The sequence below is a fragment of the Salipiger sp. ABF4_146 genome, assembly GCF_056161345.1.
This window is the reverse complement of the sequence record NZ_JBSWYX010000027.1, coordinates 23278-39695: the sequence shown is the minus strand read 5'-3', so window position 1 is coordinate 39695 and position 16418 is coordinate 23278. Positions and strand designations below refer to the sequence as shown.

The 16418-nt window shown below is 67.0% G+C and carries 15 protein-coding genes and 1 riboswitch; of the genes, 5 read left to right on the top strand and 10 right to left on the bottom strand.

Annotated elements, in window-relative coordinates; translation table 11 throughout:
- Positions 1-3: 3 nt before the first annotated feature.
- The 5 genes from ACXAJT_RS24440 to ACXAJT_RS24420 form a co-directional block, all read right to left on the bottom strand.
- Positions 4-741, bottom strand: coding sequence for an ABC transporter ATP-binding protein (locus ACXAJT_RS24440; protein ID WP_475240446.1), 738 nt, complete (start codon positions 739-741; stop codon positions 4-6).
- Entirely contained in the window at positions 738-1721 is a 984-nt protein-coding gene (locus ACXAJT_RS24435; RefSeq protein ID WP_475240442.1) for a FecCD family ABC transporter permease, read from the bottom strand. The genes ACXAJT_RS24440 and ACXAJT_RS24435 overlap by 4 nt, the downstream gene beginning before the upstream one ends.
- Entirely contained in the window at positions 1718-2545 is an 828-nt protein-coding gene (locus ACXAJT_RS24430) for an ABC transporter substrate-binding protein (protein ID WP_475240439.1), read from the bottom strand. The genes ACXAJT_RS24435 and ACXAJT_RS24430 overlap by 4 nt, the downstream gene beginning before the upstream one ends.
- Positions 2545-4377 carry a TonB-dependent receptor plug domain-containing protein gene (locus tag ACXAJT_RS24425; protein ID WP_475240436.1) on the bottom strand — a complete coding sequence of 611 codons (1833 nt, stop codon included), beginning with the start codon at positions 4375-4377 and terminating at the stop codon, positions 2545-2547. The genes ACXAJT_RS24430 and ACXAJT_RS24425 overlap by 1 nt, the downstream gene beginning before the upstream one ends.
- Before the next feature lie 113 nt (positions 4378-4490).
- Positions 4491-4696, bottom strand: a riboswitch (cobalamin riboswitch).
- A 99-nt stretch (positions 4697-4795) separates the two neighbouring features.
- A complete protein-coding gene (locus ACXAJT_RS24420) occupies positions 4796-5716 on the bottom strand; it encodes a LysR substrate-binding domain-containing protein (RefSeq protein ID WP_475240432.1) in 921 nt (306 codons plus the stop codon).
- Positions 5717-5924: 208 nt separating this feature from the next.
- Here ACXAJT_RS24420 and ACXAJT_RS24415 point away from each other — a divergent pair, with 208 nt between their 5' ends.
- A complete protein-coding gene (locus ACXAJT_RS24415; RefSeq protein WP_475240428.1) occupies positions 5925-6359 on the top strand; it encodes a cupin domain-containing protein in 435 nt (144 codons plus the stop codon).
- A 127-nt stretch (positions 6360-6486) separates the two neighbouring features.
- Here ACXAJT_RS24415 and ACXAJT_RS24410 read toward each other — a convergent pair whose 3' ends face one another.
- The 5 genes from ACXAJT_RS24410 to ACXAJT_RS24390 all read right to left on the bottom strand — a co-directional run bounded on the left by ACXAJT_RS24410 (position 6487) and on the right by ACXAJT_RS24390 (position 11939).
- Positions 6487-7815, bottom strand: a complete 1329-nt coding sequence (locus ACXAJT_RS24410; protein ID WP_475240423.1) for an ABC transporter permease — start codon at positions 7813-7815, stop codon at positions 6487-6489.
- Positions 7812-8492, bottom strand: a complete 681-nt coding sequence (locus tag ACXAJT_RS24405; RefSeq protein ID WP_475240419.1) for an ABC transporter ATP-binding protein — start codon at positions 8490-8492, stop codon at positions 7812-7814. The genes ACXAJT_RS24410 and ACXAJT_RS24405 overlap by 4 nt, the downstream gene beginning before the upstream one ends.
- A gap of 4 nt (positions 8493-8496) precedes the next feature.
- On the bottom strand, positions 8497-8919 hold the full coding sequence (locus ACXAJT_RS24400) for a hypothetical protein (protein ID WP_475240416.1): 423 nt from the start codon (positions 8917-8919) through the stop codon (positions 8497-8499).
- 72 nt (positions 8920-8991) lie between these two features.
- Entirely contained in the window at positions 8992-10464 is a 1473-nt protein-coding gene (locus ACXAJT_RS24395) for an alkaline phosphatase (protein WP_475240543.1), read from the bottom strand.
- A 302-nt stretch (positions 10465-10766) separates the two neighbouring features.
- Positions 10767-11939 (bottom strand): ROK family transcriptional regulator, encoded by a 1173-nt coding sequence (locus ACXAJT_RS24390; protein WP_475240413.1) that lies wholly within the window; start codon positions 11937-11939, stop codon positions 10767-10769.
- 177 nt (positions 11940-12116) lie between these two features.
- Between ACXAJT_RS24390 and ACXAJT_RS24385 the strand changes: the two genes are divergently transcribed.
- The 4 genes from ACXAJT_RS24385 (at position 12117) to ACXAJT_RS24370 (ending at position 16412) form a co-directional block, all read left to right on the top strand.
- Positions 12117-13133, top strand: a complete 1017-nt coding sequence (locus ACXAJT_RS24385; RefSeq protein ID WP_475240410.1) for a substrate-binding domain-containing protein — start codon at positions 12117-12119, stop codon at positions 13131-13133.
- A gap of 115 nt (positions 13134-13248) precedes the next feature.
- Positions 13249-14319 (top strand): ABC transporter permease, encoded by a 1071-nt coding sequence (locus ACXAJT_RS24380; RefSeq protein ID WP_475240407.1) that lies wholly within the window; start codon positions 13249-13251, stop codon positions 14317-14319.
- Positions 14316-15110: an ATP-binding cassette domain-containing protein gene (locus ACXAJT_RS24375; RefSeq protein WP_475240402.1), complete on the top strand. Its 795-nt coding sequence runs from the start codon at positions 14316-14318 to the stop codon at positions 15108-15110. The genes ACXAJT_RS24380 and ACXAJT_RS24375 overlap by 4 nt, the downstream gene beginning before the upstream one ends.
- A gap of 258 nt (positions 15111-15368) precedes the next feature.
- On the top strand, positions 15369-16412 hold the full coding sequence (locus ACXAJT_RS24370; protein WP_475240398.1) for an L-idonate 5-dehydrogenase: 1044 nt from the start codon (positions 15369-15371) through the stop codon (positions 16410-16412).
- Positions 16413-16418: the final 6 nt, after the last annotated feature.

Genomic DNA, 16418 nt, shown 5'->3' with positions numbered 1-16418 from the left:
TGCTTAGCGCGCCCGGCCCATCGGCTGGAACACCGGCCCGTCGGGGGTTTGCGCGTGATAGGCGGTGATGCCGAAGCCGCGCGCCAGAAGGTCGTCGGTCAGCACGTCTTCGGGCCTGCCGTCGGCCAGCAGTCCGCCCTCGGCCAGCAGCACCAGCCGTGTGCAGTGCCGCGCGGCCAAGCCAATGTCATGCAGAGATAGCAGCACGCCGCGGCCTTCCGCGGCGAGATCGCGGAACACTTCCATCGTGGCGATCTGATGCGCCGGATCGAGCCCGGCGTTGGGCTCGTCGGCCATCAGCAGCGGCGTCTCCTGCGCCAGCGCACGGGCGATCAGCGCGCGCGCCTGTTCGCCGCCCGAGAGGTTGGTGGCGCGGCGCTTGCGCAGCGGGCCGAGCCCCATCTTGGCAATCGCCGCCTCGACCGGCGCGGTCGCGCGGTCGCCATGCGGCAGGCGCCCCAGCGCCACGAGGTCTTCGACCTTTACCGGCCACGCGATTTCGCGCGCCTGCGGCATCCATGCGGCGGCCTTGGCGCGTTGCTCCGGGGTAAGGGCGGCCAGCGAGCTGTGGCCCTGCGCCGGGATCAGCCCGAGCGCGGCGCGCATGAGGCTGGTCTTGCCCGCGCCGTTCGGGCCGATAAGGCCGACCACCTCGCGTTCGGCAATGTCCAGCGAGAGGCCCGAAAAGACCGGGCGGTTGCGCAGGGTGACTGACAGGTCGGAGAGGCTGAGCAGGGTCATGCGCGCTCTCCGCGGCTGCGCCAGACGAGATGCAGGAAGAAGGGGGCACCGACCAGCGCGGTCAGCACGCCGAGCTTCAGGTCCCGCTCGGGGGCGACCAGCCGCACAGCGATATCGGCAGCCAGCAGCATCGCCGCGCCGCCCGCCGCCGAGACCCAGAGCAGCGGTCCGGGCCGACCGCCGACCGCGCCGCGCAGCAAATGCGGCACGACAAGCCCGACAAAGCCGATCGCTCCGGCCACCGCGGTGCCCGCGCCCACCACGCAGGCGGTGCCCAGCACCACGCGCAGCCGCAGCCGCTGCAGGTTAACCCCCATGGAGGCGGCGGCGTCCTCGCCCAAGGTCAGCGCGTCCAGCCCCCGTCCGACGCCTGCCAGCAGCAGCGCGCCCACCACCATGAACGGCAGCGCCAGCCAGACGTGCAGCATCGAGCGGTCGGCCAGCGAGCCCATCATCCAGAACACGATCTCGCTGGCGGCAAAGGGGTTGGGCGACAGGTTCAGCACCAGCTGCGTCAGTGCGCCCGCCACCGCCGAAAGCGCGATCCCGGCGAGGATCAGCGTCAGCGTCTCGCCGCGGCGCCCCGCCAGCACCAGCAGGATCAGCACGGCGACCACCGCCGCCGCCAATGCGCTCAGCGGCAGGGCGAGGGCGAAGGCGGCGGATAGCCCGGTCTGGATCGCCAGAACGGCGCCGAGCGCGGCGCTGGCGGAGATGCCCAGCAATCCCGGTTCGGCCAGCGGATTGCGCAGATAGCCCTGCAGCGCTGCGCCCGCCAGCCCCAGCGAGCCACCGATCATCAGCGCCAGCAGCATGCGCGGCAGACGGATTTCGCGCATCACCATCGGCAGCGGGCCATCGCCCCCGGCGACAAGCGCGCGTAGGCTGTCGGGCAGGGTCGCCTCGGCCGGGCCGAGCGACAGGGAGATCCCCGCGAGGGCCAGCACCAGCGGCAGAAGGAGCGCGAGGGCGCGGATCATTTGATCTCCTTGCGGAAGTCGCTCAGGTCGTTGATCGCCCGTAGCACGTGCGGGGTGCCGCAGATCCAGTCACTGCCGGTCATCGTGTGCCCGGCGCGTGCCTCGCGGATTTGCCGCAGCACCGGGTGTTCAAGGATTTCCTCGGACCGCGAAGCGCCGGGGTAGGGCCGGGCGGTGATCAGTGCGTCGGGGTCCGCCATGGCCAGCGCCTCGAGCGGCAGGTGACCGCCGCCGCCGGGACCGGCGATATTGTCGAACCCGGCGGCTAGCAGGATCTCCCCGGCGAGCGTGTTGTCCCCGGTGGTGTAGCCATTGGCGTAATAGAGCGCTGCCGAAGGGTGCTGTGTGGTCTCGTCGCGCAGTGCCGTCAGCCGTGCCTCGAACTCGGCGATCAGCGCCTCGGCCTGCGGCTCGCGCCCCAGCGCCTTGCCGACGCTGCGGATGCGATCGGGCACGTCGTCGAGTGAATAGGCGGGGGGCAGCGTCAGCACCTCGGTGCCCAGACGGCGCAGCATTTGTACCGCCGCCTGTGCGGTGAAACTGCCCGAGAGCACCAGATCGGGGCTCAGCAGCCAGATTTGCTCGGCCTGCCCGTGGTTGGCGGGATAGCCGCGCGCTTGCTCGGCCATGGCGGAACTGTGTGGGTCTTGCGCGAGATGGGAAACCGACACGAGTTGCCCCGGCCCAGCAAGCAGCATTGCCAGTTGATCCGTGCAGAGGTTCATCGACACGACGCGCGCCGGTGCTGTGCCCGTCGCCTCCTCCGCCGCGCCCGCAAGCGGGGCGGTGGCAAGGCTCAGGCAAACCAGCGCGCGCCGCAACATCAGAAGCTGCCCCGGACGCCGAAGTAGGCGGCGCGGTCGGACGTGCCGTAGCCGGTCACCGTCTGATACTGCTCGTCGAAGAGGTTCTCGACCCGCAGATAGAGTTCGGCGCTGCCGCTCAGCGCGTAGCGCAGGTTCATGTCGGCGACGGTGTAGTCGGGCAGCGAGGCGTTGGTGTCTTCGACCCCGGCCACATGGCGCACGCGCAGCGCGCCGCGGAACGCGTCGGTGAACTCGGCATCCAGCGTCAGCGCCAGATCATGCAGTGGGACGCGGGTCATCCGATCACCGGTTCCGGCGTCTTCGCTGTCCGTCCACGTGTAGGCCGCGGCGAGGCCAAACCGATCGGTGATTTGCGTGCCCGCCGAAAGCTCAAGCCCCTGCATCCAGCTTGTCCCGTCGACCTGAGAGTAGGCGTAGGTGTCGTAGTTGTAGTCGATCAGGTCGGTGATCTCGGTCCGGAACAGCGTGGCGGCGATCTTGCCACTCTCGAAGCGCTTCTCGGCGCCAAGCTCGTAGCTGAGCGAGGTTTCCGCTTCGAGGTCGGGGTTGCCCGCGTAGCCGTTGTAGCGCTCGTAAAGCGACGGCGCGCGGAAGCCGGTGCCGACGCTGGCGCGCAGGGTCACATCGTCGCTGGGCAGATAGGCCAGCGAGACGCGGCCGGTGGTCTTGCCGCCGAAGTCGGAATGGTCGTCATGGCGCAGGGCGGTCACCAGCTCGAGCTGCTCCGACAGGTGCCAGTTGGCCTGGCCCCAGATGCCGTAGGTGTCCTGATCGCCGTCGTCCGCCTCGTTCTCATAGCTCTCACGCGTGGCGTCGGCGCCGAAGGTGAGCGTCGTGGCCGACAATTCTGCCTGACCTTGGTAGCCCAGCGTCCAGCGCTGCCCGAAGAACGGGTACTCAATGCCATCGCCCCAGCTCGACCGGTCATTCTCGAAGTACTGCGCCGAAAATTCATGGCTGAGCGCGCCTGCGTCGACGCGGGCAAACCCGCGCAAGCCGTATTGGTCGCTTTCCGTGAACTCGTCATGTGTGCCATCGGCAAGCACCGGGTAGCTTTCGTCATACTCGGTTTCGGTTTCCTGCCAGAAGCCCGAAGCGCCCAGTGTGACCGTGTCGGTCAGCGCGTAATCCCCCGCGAAGCTGAGGCGGGTGGATTCGTGCCCGTCCGCCTCGTCGTTGCCGTCGTTCTCGTCGGCGGCAGAGAACCCGTCGGTTTCAACCCGGCTCAGGGTGGTGGCAAAGCTGCCGCGCTCGCCCAGATAGCCGAGGTTGTAGCTCAGCTTGCGGGTGTTGTAGCTGCCGTATTCGGCGGCGATGTTCTGGCTCAGGCCCGGCTCGGTCGGGCGCGCGGTGGTGATGTTGATCACCCCGGCGATCGCCTCGGAGCCGTAAAGCGCCGATTGCGAGCCCTTCAGCACCTCGATGCGGCTGATGTCGGTGGTGGTCAGCGCGCCGAAGTCATACTCCATCTGCGTGCCCGAAGGGTCGTTGACGTTGATCCCGTCAATGTAGACGCCGATGTACTGGCCGCTGGCGCCACGAATGCGCAGCGCGGTGTTGGTGCCGATACCGCCGTTGGTGGTGACGCTGATCCCCGGCAGGCTGGCGAGGTAGTCGGCGACGCGGGTCTCGCCGGTCTGGTCGAGGTCCTGCTTGGTGATCACCTCCACCGTCGCGCCGCTGCGCTCGAGTTCGGTGCTTTCGCCGCGGTTGGCGCTCAGCGTGATGGTGCCAAGATCATAGCCATCCTGCGCGAAGGCCGCGCCGGAGAGGCTGACTGCCGTAAGGGCAGTGGCGGCGCGCAGGCCGAATAGGGTGGGTCGCTTCATGGTCCCTTTTCCGTTCTTTATATGTCGCGGGAAGGGACTCGTCCCTCCGCAGACGGTTAGCGTGATGCCACCTCTACGGAAGGTCCGTTGCCCGCGGCGCTCCCCGCACCGGGACTGGGTGATCGGCTTCGGCAGGTCTCCTGACTTGCGGGTCACAGCTTCGCCGGGTCTTCCCGCCCCCGAAAGGAGCAGTGACATGGTCCGGCCTCGCTCTCCGCCTACAGTTGCGGGGGCAGTCGCGGAGTTGGGCCGTGGCCCGCACCGCATTCCCTATTCACCGAGCGGCAGGCCGCCCGGAACCGAAGCAGCCACCGAATAGCGACTTGCCCCCCGCCGCGCAACAATCACAAACGGTCAAGGGCTGTGAAATCAGCGGCCAGATGTCGCGGCCCGGGCGGTGCGCGCGGCGGGGCGGCCTTCAGTATCCTGCGCGTTCTGGGCTGTGCGCCTGCGGCGCAAACCCCTCGCGATCAACCTCGGCGTGGATCCAGTCGGAAAATTCGCGGATCATCGGATCGTCGCCACGGGCCTCGGGGAAGGCCACCGAGTAGATCACGAAGGGCATCACCACGGTGTCGAAGAGGCGCACCAACCGGCCTTCGCGCAAAGTGCCCTGCACCACCGCATCATAGGCCAGCGCAACCCCTTGGCCACGTTCGGCGGCGGTGGTGGCGAGCTCGCAATTGGGGAAGGTGGGGCCACGGGGAAACACCGGCGGCGAAAGTCCGGCGGCCTCGAACCAACTGCCCCATGCATCCATCGTTTCGTCATGCATCAGCGTCAGCCGGGCAAGGTCGGCGGGTTCGCTCACGCCTTCACGGTCGCGCAGTTCCGGGCTGATCACCGGGTAGCGCCCCGATTGCATCAGCGGTAGCGTCACCACGCCCGACACCGGATCATCCGCCCATTGGATCACAAGATCGGCGTCGTTCGAGGCAAAGTCGAGGGAGGGGGCGCCGTCGGACACCCGCAGCCGCACACGGTCGCCAAAGCTCAGACGGTCGAGCCGGGGGACGAGCCAGCGCGCGGCGAACCCCGGGGTCGAGAGCACACGGAAGGGGCGATGCCCCGCCTCCCGCACTGCGCGTGTCGACTCGTCGAACGCGTCCAACAGCCGGGTCATCTTGCCTGCATAGGCGCGGCCGGTCAGAGTCAGCGCAAGCCTGTTGCCGCTGCGCTCGAAGAGCGCGGTGTCGAAATAGCCTTCCAGCGCGCGGATCTGATGGCTCACCGCCGAGGGGCTGAGGCAGAGTTCCTCGGCTGCGGCGGTGACGCTCAGATGTCGCGCGACCGCCTCGAACGCTCGTACCGCTGCAAAGGGGGGAAGTTTCCGTGCCATGTGGCGGCGCCCTCCGGTCTGCGTCGTCGCGGATGTCGGGTCAGACTAACATGCCCGCCCGGCGGGACAAAATTCCGGTTTGTGCCGGATGTCTGGGGCGCGCCTGAATCCCTTTCAACCTTCATTGAAAAAGACGCATTCGGCGGGGGCGCTTGGGGCTGCTAGCGTCGGGTCATACCAAAAAATCTTTTGAATAAGGGAGTTCACCATGCCGCGTCATCTTCAGGTCATACCCACCGGTGCGCTGTGCGCCATCGTTGGCGCCGCCGCCGTCTCCGCGCCTATCGCGCTCGCGCAGATGTCCGGGCCGTCCGAACACGCGGGCCTTGCCGTGGATCTGCTCGAGGAATTGCCAGCCGAGACCATGGCAGCGACCATCGGTCTGGAGGGGTACACGCTGCGGATGCGGGCGATCGAGATCGCGCCGGGGGGACAGATCGCCGAACACGGCCATGCCGAGCGTCCGGGGATCGTCACGGTCATCGATGGCGCGTGGGTCGAAGGCCGGCCCTCGGGGGAACGGACCTTTGAGTCCGCCAGCCTCGGCACCTTTCCTGAGAAGGAGGATACTGTGCATTGGGTTTACAACCGCAGCGATGCTCCGGCGACCGCTCTGGTCTGCGACATCGCGAAAGTGGAGTAGCCCGCGGGCTGCGAGGGCCAATGCGGCCCTCGCCGGGAGCGCGCCGGTACAATTCTGCTCCCTGCCAGCGCGCTTCCCTCAATTCGTCGCCGCTATATATCTCGGGCCGCCCCGAAAGGCGGCCCGTTCAGCTGCGAAGTCCGTCGACCACCGGCTGGCGCAGCACCACGGCGGCGGGCAGCAGCGATAGTAGCATGGTCACCGACACGAAGCCGGCGAGGAAATGCAGCTCGCCCCATCCCAGCGGCGCGGAAATGGCGATGTCGGTGCGCGCCGTGACCAGCTTCGAGAGCAGCTGTGCCGCGCCCCAGCCGACGCCCAGGCCCAGCACCGCACCACTCAGCAGCAGCGCCGCGCTGAACGCCCAGACCGTGGCAAAGACAAAGCGGCGCGGCGCCCCGAGTGCGCGGAGCAGCGCGATCTGGCGACGGAACAGGCGCGTGAGTATGAACAGGCCCAGCAGAACCGACGCGGCAACCAGCACCTGCGTGACCAGCGCCATCAGCGACATCGCCTGCCGGACATCGCCCATCACCCGGTAAAGCCCGGCCAATACGGCTCCGGGGAAGAAGGCCATCGTCTCGCCGTCGCGGGTGAACTCCGAGCGCAGGGCATAGTTCGCCCAAAGCTCGTTCGAGCGGATCACCACCGCAGGGGTGCCGGGAAAATACTCGGGATCGAAGGGCGGGCCGATTTGCGCCTCTCGCTCCGGCGCATGGCCGTTGGCAAGGCCATGGACTTCCCAGACGAATTCGACGGGTATAAGGATTGCCCGGTCCCAAGGCGTGCCGGTGGCGGCCATGCGCCCGGTCACGCTGATGCCGCCGTCGTGGTCGTGATCGCCGCCGTGCGCGTCTGCATCGGCGGCATCGCCGACTCCATGTGCTGGGGTGAACCGCGCGCCGATCTCCAGCGGGACAAGCGCACCGACCACCGCTTCGGTGTGGTCCTCCCAGAGCCTGCCTTCGATCCGATCCTCCGAAAGATGACGCAGGAACTGCGCCGTGGTGCCCACCACTGGCGCAGTTCCGTAGCTGTCGCCAAAGGCCAGCGGCGCGGCAATGGACACGTGTTCGTGGTTCTCGATCTCTGCGTAGGCAGGCCCCGAGATGAGCGCCATGTCGGACGGCTGCAGGAACACCGATGCGAAAAGCGCAGTGAGTTCGCTGCCCGGCGCAGCGACGATGAGGTCGAACTTGTCGGCAGCCTGCGCGGTGCCATGGCGCAGCCCGCGTTCCTGCGCCAGAAGTCCGACGCCCATGCCAACCGAGATGGCGATGAGCAGAACAAAGAGCGCGGCGCTGGTGCGAAACCGCCCAAGAAAGCCACGCAGCAGCGGCCAAGGCGCGTAGCCGCGCAGGACCAACGCGCCGGTGATCAGTGCGGGCAGCAGCAGCAGGATCAGAAGCATAATGTCTTGCGCCAGCGCCGGCAGAGAGTCCCAGAGCAGCCTCATGCCGCCACCTCGTCCTGCACAAGCCGCCCGTCCGCGATGGTCAGAACCCGGTCCATGCGTGCCAGCAGGGCGGCATCGTGGCTGACGGCGATCAGCGTCGTGCCCTGCCTGCGCACAAGTGGCACCAGATCGTCGATCAGCCGGTCGGCGTTGGGGCGGTCAAGGCTTGCCGTCGGCTCGTCGGCCAACAGCACCGGCGCCTCGGCGGCCATGGCCCGTGCGATGGCCACCCGCTGACGTTCGCCGCCGGAGAAGCTGGTGACGCGCCGGTCGGTGTCGGCGAGGCCAAGCGCGGCGAGGCGCTGGGCGGCACGTTGGCGCAGGGCGCTGCGTTCGGCGCGGGGATGGAAGAGCGCGGTGAGCGCCGCGTTGTCCAATGCGCCAAGCTCTTCGAAGAGAAGGAAGTCTTGGAAAATCATGCCGATGTTGGATGCGCGAAAACGGGCGCGGCGTTCGGGGCTCTGCGCCAGCAGCTCGGTCTCGCCCCAGCAGATGGCGCCGTCTGCCCGCTCCAGCAGTCCGGCAAGGGCGTAGAGCAAGGTGGATTTGCCAGCGCCAGAGGCGCCGCGGATGCCGATCAGCGCGCCGGCGGGCACGTGGAGGCTGGGCACATCCAGCAGCAGCCGGCCGCGCGGGCTGCGCACCGACAGGCCGGAGATCTCGAGAGGCAGGGACATCAGCTCAGCCGTAGGTCGCGTCGGTGAGGCGCATCATGCTGACAAAGCCGGTGTCGGGGTCGGTGTACGCCCCCAGTTCCAGAACGCCGCTGGTGACGATCTTCACGTTGAACGGGATCACGTCGACGATGCGCTTGGTGTAGACGGCGACGATGTCGTTGGGCCATTCGGCCTCGGTTTCGCAGAACGGGCAGACCGCCATGGGCATCTTCGTGAGCACGAAAAACCGGCTCTGGGCTTTCAGGGGCGGCGCCATGAAGCCCTCGACGGTCAGCCGCTTCCCGGTGCTGGTCTTGGCGAGGTCCGACAGGCCGCGACCCTTGGCCTGATAAAGCTCGCGCACTTTCAGGGGGTCTTCGGCCGCGGCGGTGGAGGCAATGAAGGGCGTGGCGATGGCGGAGGCGATCAGCCTGCGGCGGGTCAGCATAAGCGGTACCTATTGGTCGGAACGGCAGCGGGGGCGGTTGGTGCCGCCCCCGCGCATCCTATCAGATCGTGATCACTCGGCGGTGACGGCGTGGTGCATCACGTGGAAGATCACGTTCTGCTCGATGGTGCCGTCGAACAGATGCGCCCAAGGGCCCTTGGCATAGACGGCGACGTCTTCGCCCGAGTGGCTTTCCGACGACTTGGGGATCAGTGCCTGCTGGACATAGTCCAGATCGGTTGCGTCTTCCTGCGTCACGTCGGGGCGCGAGCCGGAGTAATCGTTCTCGCCTTCGCCCGCCTTGAGGACCGAGCCCGAGCCGTTCAGGAAGCCGATCACGGTGTAGGGCTTGCCATCGTCGGCAAGCACCAGCTCGCCGGAGTGCTTGTCGCCCTTTTGGGCCACATCGTAGCACAGGCCGTCGATCGGGGTGCCGCGACCGCAGTAGCCGTTGAAGGCGATCGAGTGCTCGTGGTCGGCGGTGACGATGATCAGCGTGTCGGCGTCATCGGTCAGCTCGTCGGCCATGGCGACGGCGTCGGCGAAGGCCATGCCGTCGATCATCGTGCGCTTGGCGTTGCCGGCGTGGTTGGCGTGGTCGACGCGGCCTGCTTCGATCTCGAGGTAATAGCCGTTTTCATTGTTCGACAGGTATTCGATCGCCGCCTTGGTCATATCGGCCAGCGACGGCTCGTCATCGTCGGCGCGGTCGGCTTCGTATTCCATGTGGCTGTCGTTGAAGAGGGCCAGCACCGGGGTTTCGCCGTCGAGGCTCAGAGCGTCGAAGGTTTCGGTGTTCCACGCGTATTGCGCGCCCATGCCGGTGGCCGTCTCGATCAGGTTGGCGCCGTCGGCGCGGCGACCCGAGCCACCCTCGTCGGTCTCGGCGCCCTCGGGGACGAAATGGCGGCGCCCGCCGCCCATGGCGAGATCGACGACACCGGCCTCCATCTGGTCGATCAGCTGGCTGGCGATGTCTTTCTGGGCGGTGCAGCCCTCGGGCACGGCGTCTTCCCAGTTGCGGTTGGCGGTCTTGGCGTAGACGCCCGCGGGGGTGGCGTGGGTGAGGCGTGCGGTCGACACGACGCCCACCGATTTGTCCATGCCGGTGACGATCTCGCCGAAGGTGGTCAGCTCGTTGCCTTCTACGGTCGAGCAATCATCGTGGATCGCATCGCCGCCGAGGTTGATCAGGTTGAAGCGCTGCTTCACGCCGGTGTTCATCGCGCCCGCGGTCGGGGCGGAGTCGGGGGTCTGGGCGTTGATGTTGTAGGTCTTCACCAGCGCGCTGTGAAAATCGGGCGTCTCGTAGGGCAGCACGTGCTCTTCGCCCAGCTGGCCTTGCTGCTGACCGGCGAAGAGGCGGGTGGCGTAGTTGGTGCCGACGCCGTTGCCGTCAGCGACGAGCAGAATGACGTTCTTGGCGCGGCCGGTGTTCATCTCGCGGTCGATGATCGCCTGAATGGCGTCCTGACCGGCGGTGAACCACGCGCTGTCGGCCTGCGGCAGGTCTTGGGCGCTGGCCGCGCCGGCGGCGAGGATCATGGCGAGAGAAGTGGTGGTGAAGATCGATTTCACGGCTGTGACGCTCCGAAGTTCGGGGGCAGGGCCCATTGCACGGTTGAAGGTGTCAGGTGCCTGAGACCGCAACTTCGTCACGAGCATGTGATGTCTGGATGACAAGACGATGACAGCTCACGCCGCCGCCCCCAAAGATTGGAGCCGGGCGCAATTCCTGTGCAAAATACCACCTGGGCACGAGCCATTTGCAGCGTCAGTACAGGTTGATTTGGTTATGATATAACATGCCCATGCGTCTGTCGAGACTCACCGGCGCCTGTTTCGCTCTACTGGAAGAAATACTGCGCGTAGATCGGTGCGCAGGCGGCGCCGAGGGCACGGGCATTGGCGCCGACCTGCGCCGCCTCGGGGCGCGGCGGCAGCATGCCGCGGGTGTCGAGCCGGTCGAGCGCCTCTTGCGTATGCGCCACCACCCGCGCGCGCACGTCGTCCGGCATTGCGCCGTCGATCAGCGCCACCTCGAAATCCATCACCGAACCAATCGAGCGGATCGCGTGGGCCAGCGCGTCGCCGGTGCGCGCCACCCATGGGCCGATCTGCGCCTCGAAGGCGCGCCAGTCCTGCGGCTGCGTCCAGAGCGCCGAGGCGTCGAGTCCGTCGGCGACGATCGCGGCCTCCAGCAGGTAGAGCGAGGCGGCATCCAGAAGCGGCACCTCGCCGCCGTCCGGCGCCGGAACGCGCAGCGAGCCGAAGGCGCCGGCATTGTTGTGCGCGCCGACGGTGACGCTGGAATTGAGCACCACGCCGCCGCCGATGAAGGAGCCGATAAAGAAATACGCGTAGTCGCCGAACTCGCGACCCCGGCCAAAGACGTGCTCGGCGCGGCAGGCGGCGGTGCCGTCATTTTCAGTGAAGAGCGGCAGGTCCGAGGTCTTGGCAATTTCTTGCTGTACGTCGATCTCGGCCCAGACGCTGAAATCGACCGGCGCGCCCAGAACCTCGGTCCAGCTCCATATCTCGGAGGGGGCGGCGATGCCGATGCCGCACAGGCGCTCGCGCTGATAGGCGCTCAGGCCCTGCGAGAGCGCCTCCATCCCGGCGCCGAGGTAGTCAAAGATCTCGGCCGGCATCGGGTAGCGGTAGGTGGTCTGCGACTGGCCCAGCACATCGCCCAGCAGGTTCATCACCACGAGGTCTGCAGACCGACGGCCGATTTTCAGCCCGAAGGACAGCGCCGCGTCAGGGTTCAGCGTCATCGGCACCGAGGGCTTGCCGACACGGCCGCGTTTCGGCTCGCCGCGCAGCAGGAACTCCTCGGCTTCGAGCTTGCGCAGGATGTTCGACACGGTCTGCGCCGACAGGCCCGTGTGCTTGGCGATGTCGCTGCCGGGCAGGGCGCCGTAGCGCTGGATCAGCGACAGGATCAGCCGCTCGTTATGAGCGCGCACACCGATCTGGTTGGCGCCGTCGCTGAGCTTGCGGATCTCGCAAATGTCCATGGTCCGTGCCTCCTCGTGATCGGGCTCAGACTAACCGCTCGGGTTAATAAATCAATTTTAATTATTTATTGACGCGAAGTCAGAATCGCCGCTATCAACGGGGCAATCCGTTGGAGGACGGAGATGTTTCGCAACGGCCAAGCGCCGCGCGACGACCAAGAGGGAGGAGAAGACCCAATGAACAAGCTGCTTTCCGTCAGCGCATTTGCGCTGCTCGCATCCACCGCCGGTGCCTATGCGCAGGAAGGTGCCAGCGCCTGCCTGATCACCAAGACCGACACCAACCCGTTCTTCGTGAAGATGCGCGAAGGTGCGTCTGCTAAGGCCGAGGAGCTGGGCATGACGCTCAACTCCTATGCCGGCAAAGTGGATGGCGATAACGAGACACAGGTGGCCGCTGTCGAGACCTGTATCGCCAATGGCGTCGACGGGATCCTGATCACCGCGTCCAGCACCTCGGCCATTGTGCCTTCAATCCAGCAGGCGCGCGACGCGGGCATTCTGGTGATCGCGCTCGACACGCCGCTCGATCCGATCGACGCCGCCGACATGACCTTCGCCACCGACAACTACCTTGCTGGCGAGCTGATCGGCCAATGGGCGGCGGCAAAGCTCGGTGACGCGGCTGCGGATGCGAAGATCGCCTTCCTCGATCTCGACGTCAGCCAGCCCACGGTGGGCGTGCTGCGCGATCAGGGCTTCATGTCGGGCTTCGGCATCGACACCGGCGACGAGAACAAATGGGGCGACGAGGACGACCCGCGCATCGTCGGCCACGACGTGACGCAGGGCAACGAGGAGGGTGGCCGCAAGGCGATGGAGAACCTTCTCGCCACCGACCCGATGATCAACGTGGTCTACACGATCAACGAACCCGCCGCCGCCGGCGCCTATGAGGCGCTGAAGTCGATCGGCCGCGAAGGCGACGTGCTGATCGTTTCGGTCGATGGCGGCTGCCCCGGTGTGCAGAACGTCGCCGACGGTGTGATCGGTGCCACCTCGCAGCAATACCCGCTGCTCATGGCCTCGAAGGGCATGGAAGCGATCGCCGCCTACGCCAAGGACGGCACCAAGCCCGAGGCCACCGAAGGCAAGAACTTCTTCGACACCGGCGTGGCGCTGGTGACCGATCAGCCCGTCGAGGGCGTCGACTCGATCTCGGTCGAGGAAGGCACGGACCTCTGCTGGGGCTGAACCCGGCAGGCGCGGCCCGTCCCTGACCGGGGCGGGCCGGGTCCGATCATTCGCAATTCATTCGCGCGGCTGCCGGTGAGGGGCCGCCGCGCAAACGCGAGAGGAGGGGCTCCAGATGGCCAGCTCGGACAGATACGAAGACGTTGTCCGAACCCGCAGCGACGAGAAGTTCGCGGAGTTCGAGGATACCGGCAAGGGCTTGTGGGGGCGGTTTCACGAACTGCTGCACACCACCCCGGCCATCGTGCCGCTGATCGTGCTGATCGGCGCCGGCGTGGTGTTCGGGCTGGTGCTGGGCTCGAAATTCTTCTCGCCCTTCGCGCTGACGCTGATCTTGCAGCAGGTGCAGATCGTCGGCGTTCTGGCTGCGGCGCAGGCGCTGATCATCCTGACCGCCGGCATCGACCTGTCCGTCGGCGCGGTGGCGGTGCTCTGCTCGGTGATCATGGGGCAGGTGACCTTCCGCTATGGCGTGCCCGCCGGGCTTGCTGTGCCCATCGGGCTGGCCTGCGGTACCGCCATCGGCGCGGTCAACGGCTGGCTGGTCAGCAAAGTGAAGCTGCCGCCCTTCATCGTCACCCTCGGCATGTGGCAGATTGTGCTTGCAGTGAACTACCTCTACTCGGCCAACGAGACGATCCGCGCGCAGGACATCGAGGCCCAAGCCCCGTTCCTGCAGTTCCTCGGCACCAAGTTCAACGTCGGCGGCGCGGTGTTCACCCTTGGCGTGGTGCTGATGCTCGGTCTCGTGCTGGTGCTGGCCTATGCGCTGCGTTCGACCTCGTGGGGGCGGCACGTCTATGCCGTGGGCGATGACCCCGAGGCGGCACAGCTGGCGGGTGTCGACCGCCACAAGACAATTATGTCGGTCTACATGCTGGTCGGCTTTATTTGCGGCCTTGCAGGCTGGGTGATGATCGGACGTTTCGGCTCGGTCTCGCCTTCGGCCACGACCGGCGTCATCGGCAATATTCAGGCGATCACCGCAGTGGTGATCGGGGGCATCTCGCTCTTCGGCGGGCGCGGCTCGATCCTCGGGGCTTTCTTCGGGGCGCTGATCGTCGGCGTGTTCGAGCTTGGCCTGCGCATGGCCGGGGCCGACCCGCAGTGGACCTATCTTCTCATCGGCGTGCTGATCATCGGCGCGGTGACCGTGGACCAGTGGATCAGGAAGGTGACGGCATGAGCTCTGCAGATCAGACCAAACCCATTCTCGAAGGCCGGGGCCTCGTGAAGCGCTACGGCAAGGTGACCGCCCTTGATCATTGCGATTTCGACCTGATGCCGGGGGAAATCCTCGCCGTCATCGGCGACAATGGGGCCGGCAAGTCGACGCTGATCAAGGCGCTCTCGGGCGCGATCCAGCCCAACGCGGGGGAAATCTTCCTCGAGGGGCGACCGGTTGCCTTCGACTCGCCCAATGATGCCCGCGCCGAGGGGATCGAGACGGTCTACCAGACCCTCGCCATGTCGCCCGCGTTGTCTATCGCCGACAATATGTTTATGGGGCGCGAACTGCGCATGCCGGGGGTGATGGGCTCGGTCTTCCGCAAGCTCGACCGCAAGCGCATGGAGGATTTTTCGCGGCAGAAGCTGGCCGAACTGGGACTGATGACCATCCAGAACATCAACCAGCCGGTGGAAACCCTCTCGGGCGGCCAGCGGCAGGGCGTGGCGGTGGCGCGTGCAGCGGCCTTCGGCTCGCGCGTGGTGATCCTCGACGAGCCGACGGCGGCCTTGGGTGTGAAAGAAAGCCGCCGGGTGCTCGACCTGATCCAAGAGGTGCGGGCGCGGGGAATTCCGATCATCCTGATCTCGCACAATATGCCGCATGTCTTCGAAGTGGCCGACCGGGTGCATGTGCACCGTCTGGGCAAACGGTTGTGCGTGATCGACCCCAAGCAGCACAGCATGTCCGACGCGGTGGCCTATATGACCGGCGCGGCGGTGCCCGAAGGCGTGGCCGAGCCCGCCTGACAGCGGCGCGACCTTTGGCATGGACTTGGAGGGGCGGCCTTGCGGCGGCCCCTCTTTGCGTATGTGGGTGCCAGGGAAAGCGGTATTGCACCGCGTAGAGTTGCGGGTGCCCGCGTTTCACCTTGAAACTCAACCGCCTGCCTGTCTAGCTGGCTCCGAGGAACGGCGCGTCCGCGCCAGTGAGGAGACCCCCGTGATCATGCCCAACGCCGAAATGCCCCGACCCTCTGCCGCTCAGACCCTCGGAGGGAGGCGCTAATGGACGCTGTTGTCATCCACGCCCCCAAGGATCTGCGGCTCGACACGATCACGGCGGCGCCCGCCCCCGGCCCCGGCGAAGTGCGGATCGCGGTCAGCCACGGCGGCATCTGCGGCTCGGACCTGCACTACTACCTGCACGGAGGCTTTGGCACGATCCGCATCCGCGAGCCGATGGCGCTGGGGCACGAGGTGTCGGGGATCATCACGGATATCGGTGCCGGGGTCAGCGGGCTGTCGGAGGGGGACAAGGTGGCGATCAACCCCTCGCGCCCCTGCGGCGAGTGCGAGTACTGCCTGCGCGGCATGGCCAACCACTGCCTCGATATGCGCTTTGCCGGCTCGGCGATGCGCATGCCGCATGAACAGGGGTTCTTCCGGGCGCAGCTGACCCTGCCGGCGCGGCAGGCGGTGCTGCTGTCGCATGGTGCCGATCTGGCGCTCACCGCCATGTCCGAGCCACTCGCCGTTTGTCTGCACGCGGTGCGGCAGGCGGGCAGCCTCATCGGCAAACGCGTTGCAGTCTCGGGCTGCGGCCCCATCGGCTGCCTGACCATCGCGGCGGCAAAGCTCGCCGGGGCAGAGGAGATCATCGCCACCGACATCTCCGCTGCAGCGCTGGAGGCGGCAAAAACCATGGGTGCGGACCGGGTGCTGAACCTTGCAGAGCACGAGGGGGCGCTGACGCCGCTGCAGGCGGGCAAAGGGCAGGTCGACGTGGTGTTCGAGTGCTCCGGCGCGCCGGTTGCGGTGGGCGCGGCCTGCTCGATCCTGCGCCCGCGCGGCGCACTGGTGAGCGTGGGCCTTGGCCCCGAGACGCCGCTGCCGATGACGGTGATCGTCTCGAAGGAACTACGGCTTATGGGCAGCTTCCGCTTCGATCCCGAGTTTGCGACCGCCGCGCGGCTGATCGACAGCGGGCGGCTCGACGTGAAGCCGCTGCTCACCGGCGTGCTGCCGGTGGCGCAGGCGCAGGAGGCGTTTGAACTGGCCGCCGACAAAAGCCGGGCGATGAAAGTGCAGATCGCCTTCCCGGCACCGTAACTGCGC

Coding starts and splice junctions, on each gene's coding strand:
- ACXAJT_RS24440 (WP_475240446.1), bottom strand. CDS start 741: ATGACCCTGCTCAGCCTCTCCGACCTGTCAGTCACCCTGCGCAACCGC.
- ACXAJT_RS24435 (WP_475240442.1), bottom strand. CDS start 1,721: ATGATCCGCGCCCTCGCGCTCCTTCTGCCGCTGGTGCTGGCCCTCGCG.
- ACXAJT_RS24430 (WP_475240439.1), bottom strand. CDS start 2,545: ATGTTGCGGCGCGCGCTGGTTTGCCTGAGCCTTGCCACCGCCCCGCTT.
- ACXAJT_RS24425 (WP_475240436.1), bottom strand. CDS start 4,377: ATGAAGCGACCCACCCTATTCGGCCTGCGCGCCGCCACTGCCCTTACG.
- ACXAJT_RS24420 (WP_475240432.1), bottom strand. CDS start 5,716: ATGGCACGGAAACTTCCCCCCTTTGCAGCGGTACGAGCGTTCGAGGCG.
- ACXAJT_RS24415 (WP_475240428.1), top strand. CDS start 5,925: ATGCCGCGTCATCTTCAGGTCATACCCACCGGTGCGCTGTGCGCCATC.
- ACXAJT_RS24410 (WP_475240423.1), bottom strand. CDS start 7,815: ATGAGGCTGCTCTGGGACTCTCTGCCGGCGCTGGCGCAAGACATTATG.
- ACXAJT_RS24405 (WP_475240419.1), bottom strand. CDS start 8,492: ATGTCCCTGCCTCTCGAGATCTCCGGCCTGTCGGTGCGCAGCCCGCGC.
- ACXAJT_RS24400 (WP_475240416.1), bottom strand. CDS start 8,919: ATGCTGACCCGCCGCAGGCTGATCGCCTCCGCCATCGCCACGCCCTTC.
- ACXAJT_RS24395 (WP_475240543.1), bottom strand. CDS start 10,464: ATGATCCTCGCCGCCGGCGCGGCCAGCGCCCAAGACCTGCCGCAGGCC.
- ACXAJT_RS24390 (WP_475240413.1), bottom strand. CDS start 11,939: ATGGACATTTGCGAGATCCGCAAGCTCAGCGACGGCGCCAACCAGATC.
- ACXAJT_RS24385 (WP_475240410.1), top strand. CDS start 12,117: ATGAACAAGCTGCTTTCCGTCAGCGCATTTGCGCTGCTCGCATCCACC.
- ACXAJT_RS24380 (WP_475240407.1), top strand. CDS start 13,249: ATGGCCAGCTCGGACAGATACGAAGACGTTGTCCGAACCCGCAGCGAC.
- ACXAJT_RS24375 (WP_475240402.1), top strand. CDS start 14,316: ATGAGCTCTGCAGATCAGACCAAACCCATTCTCGAAGGCCGGGGCCTC.
- ACXAJT_RS24370 (WP_475240398.1), top strand. CDS start 15,369: ATGGACGCTGTTGTCATCCACGCCCCCAAGGATCTGCGGCTCGACACG.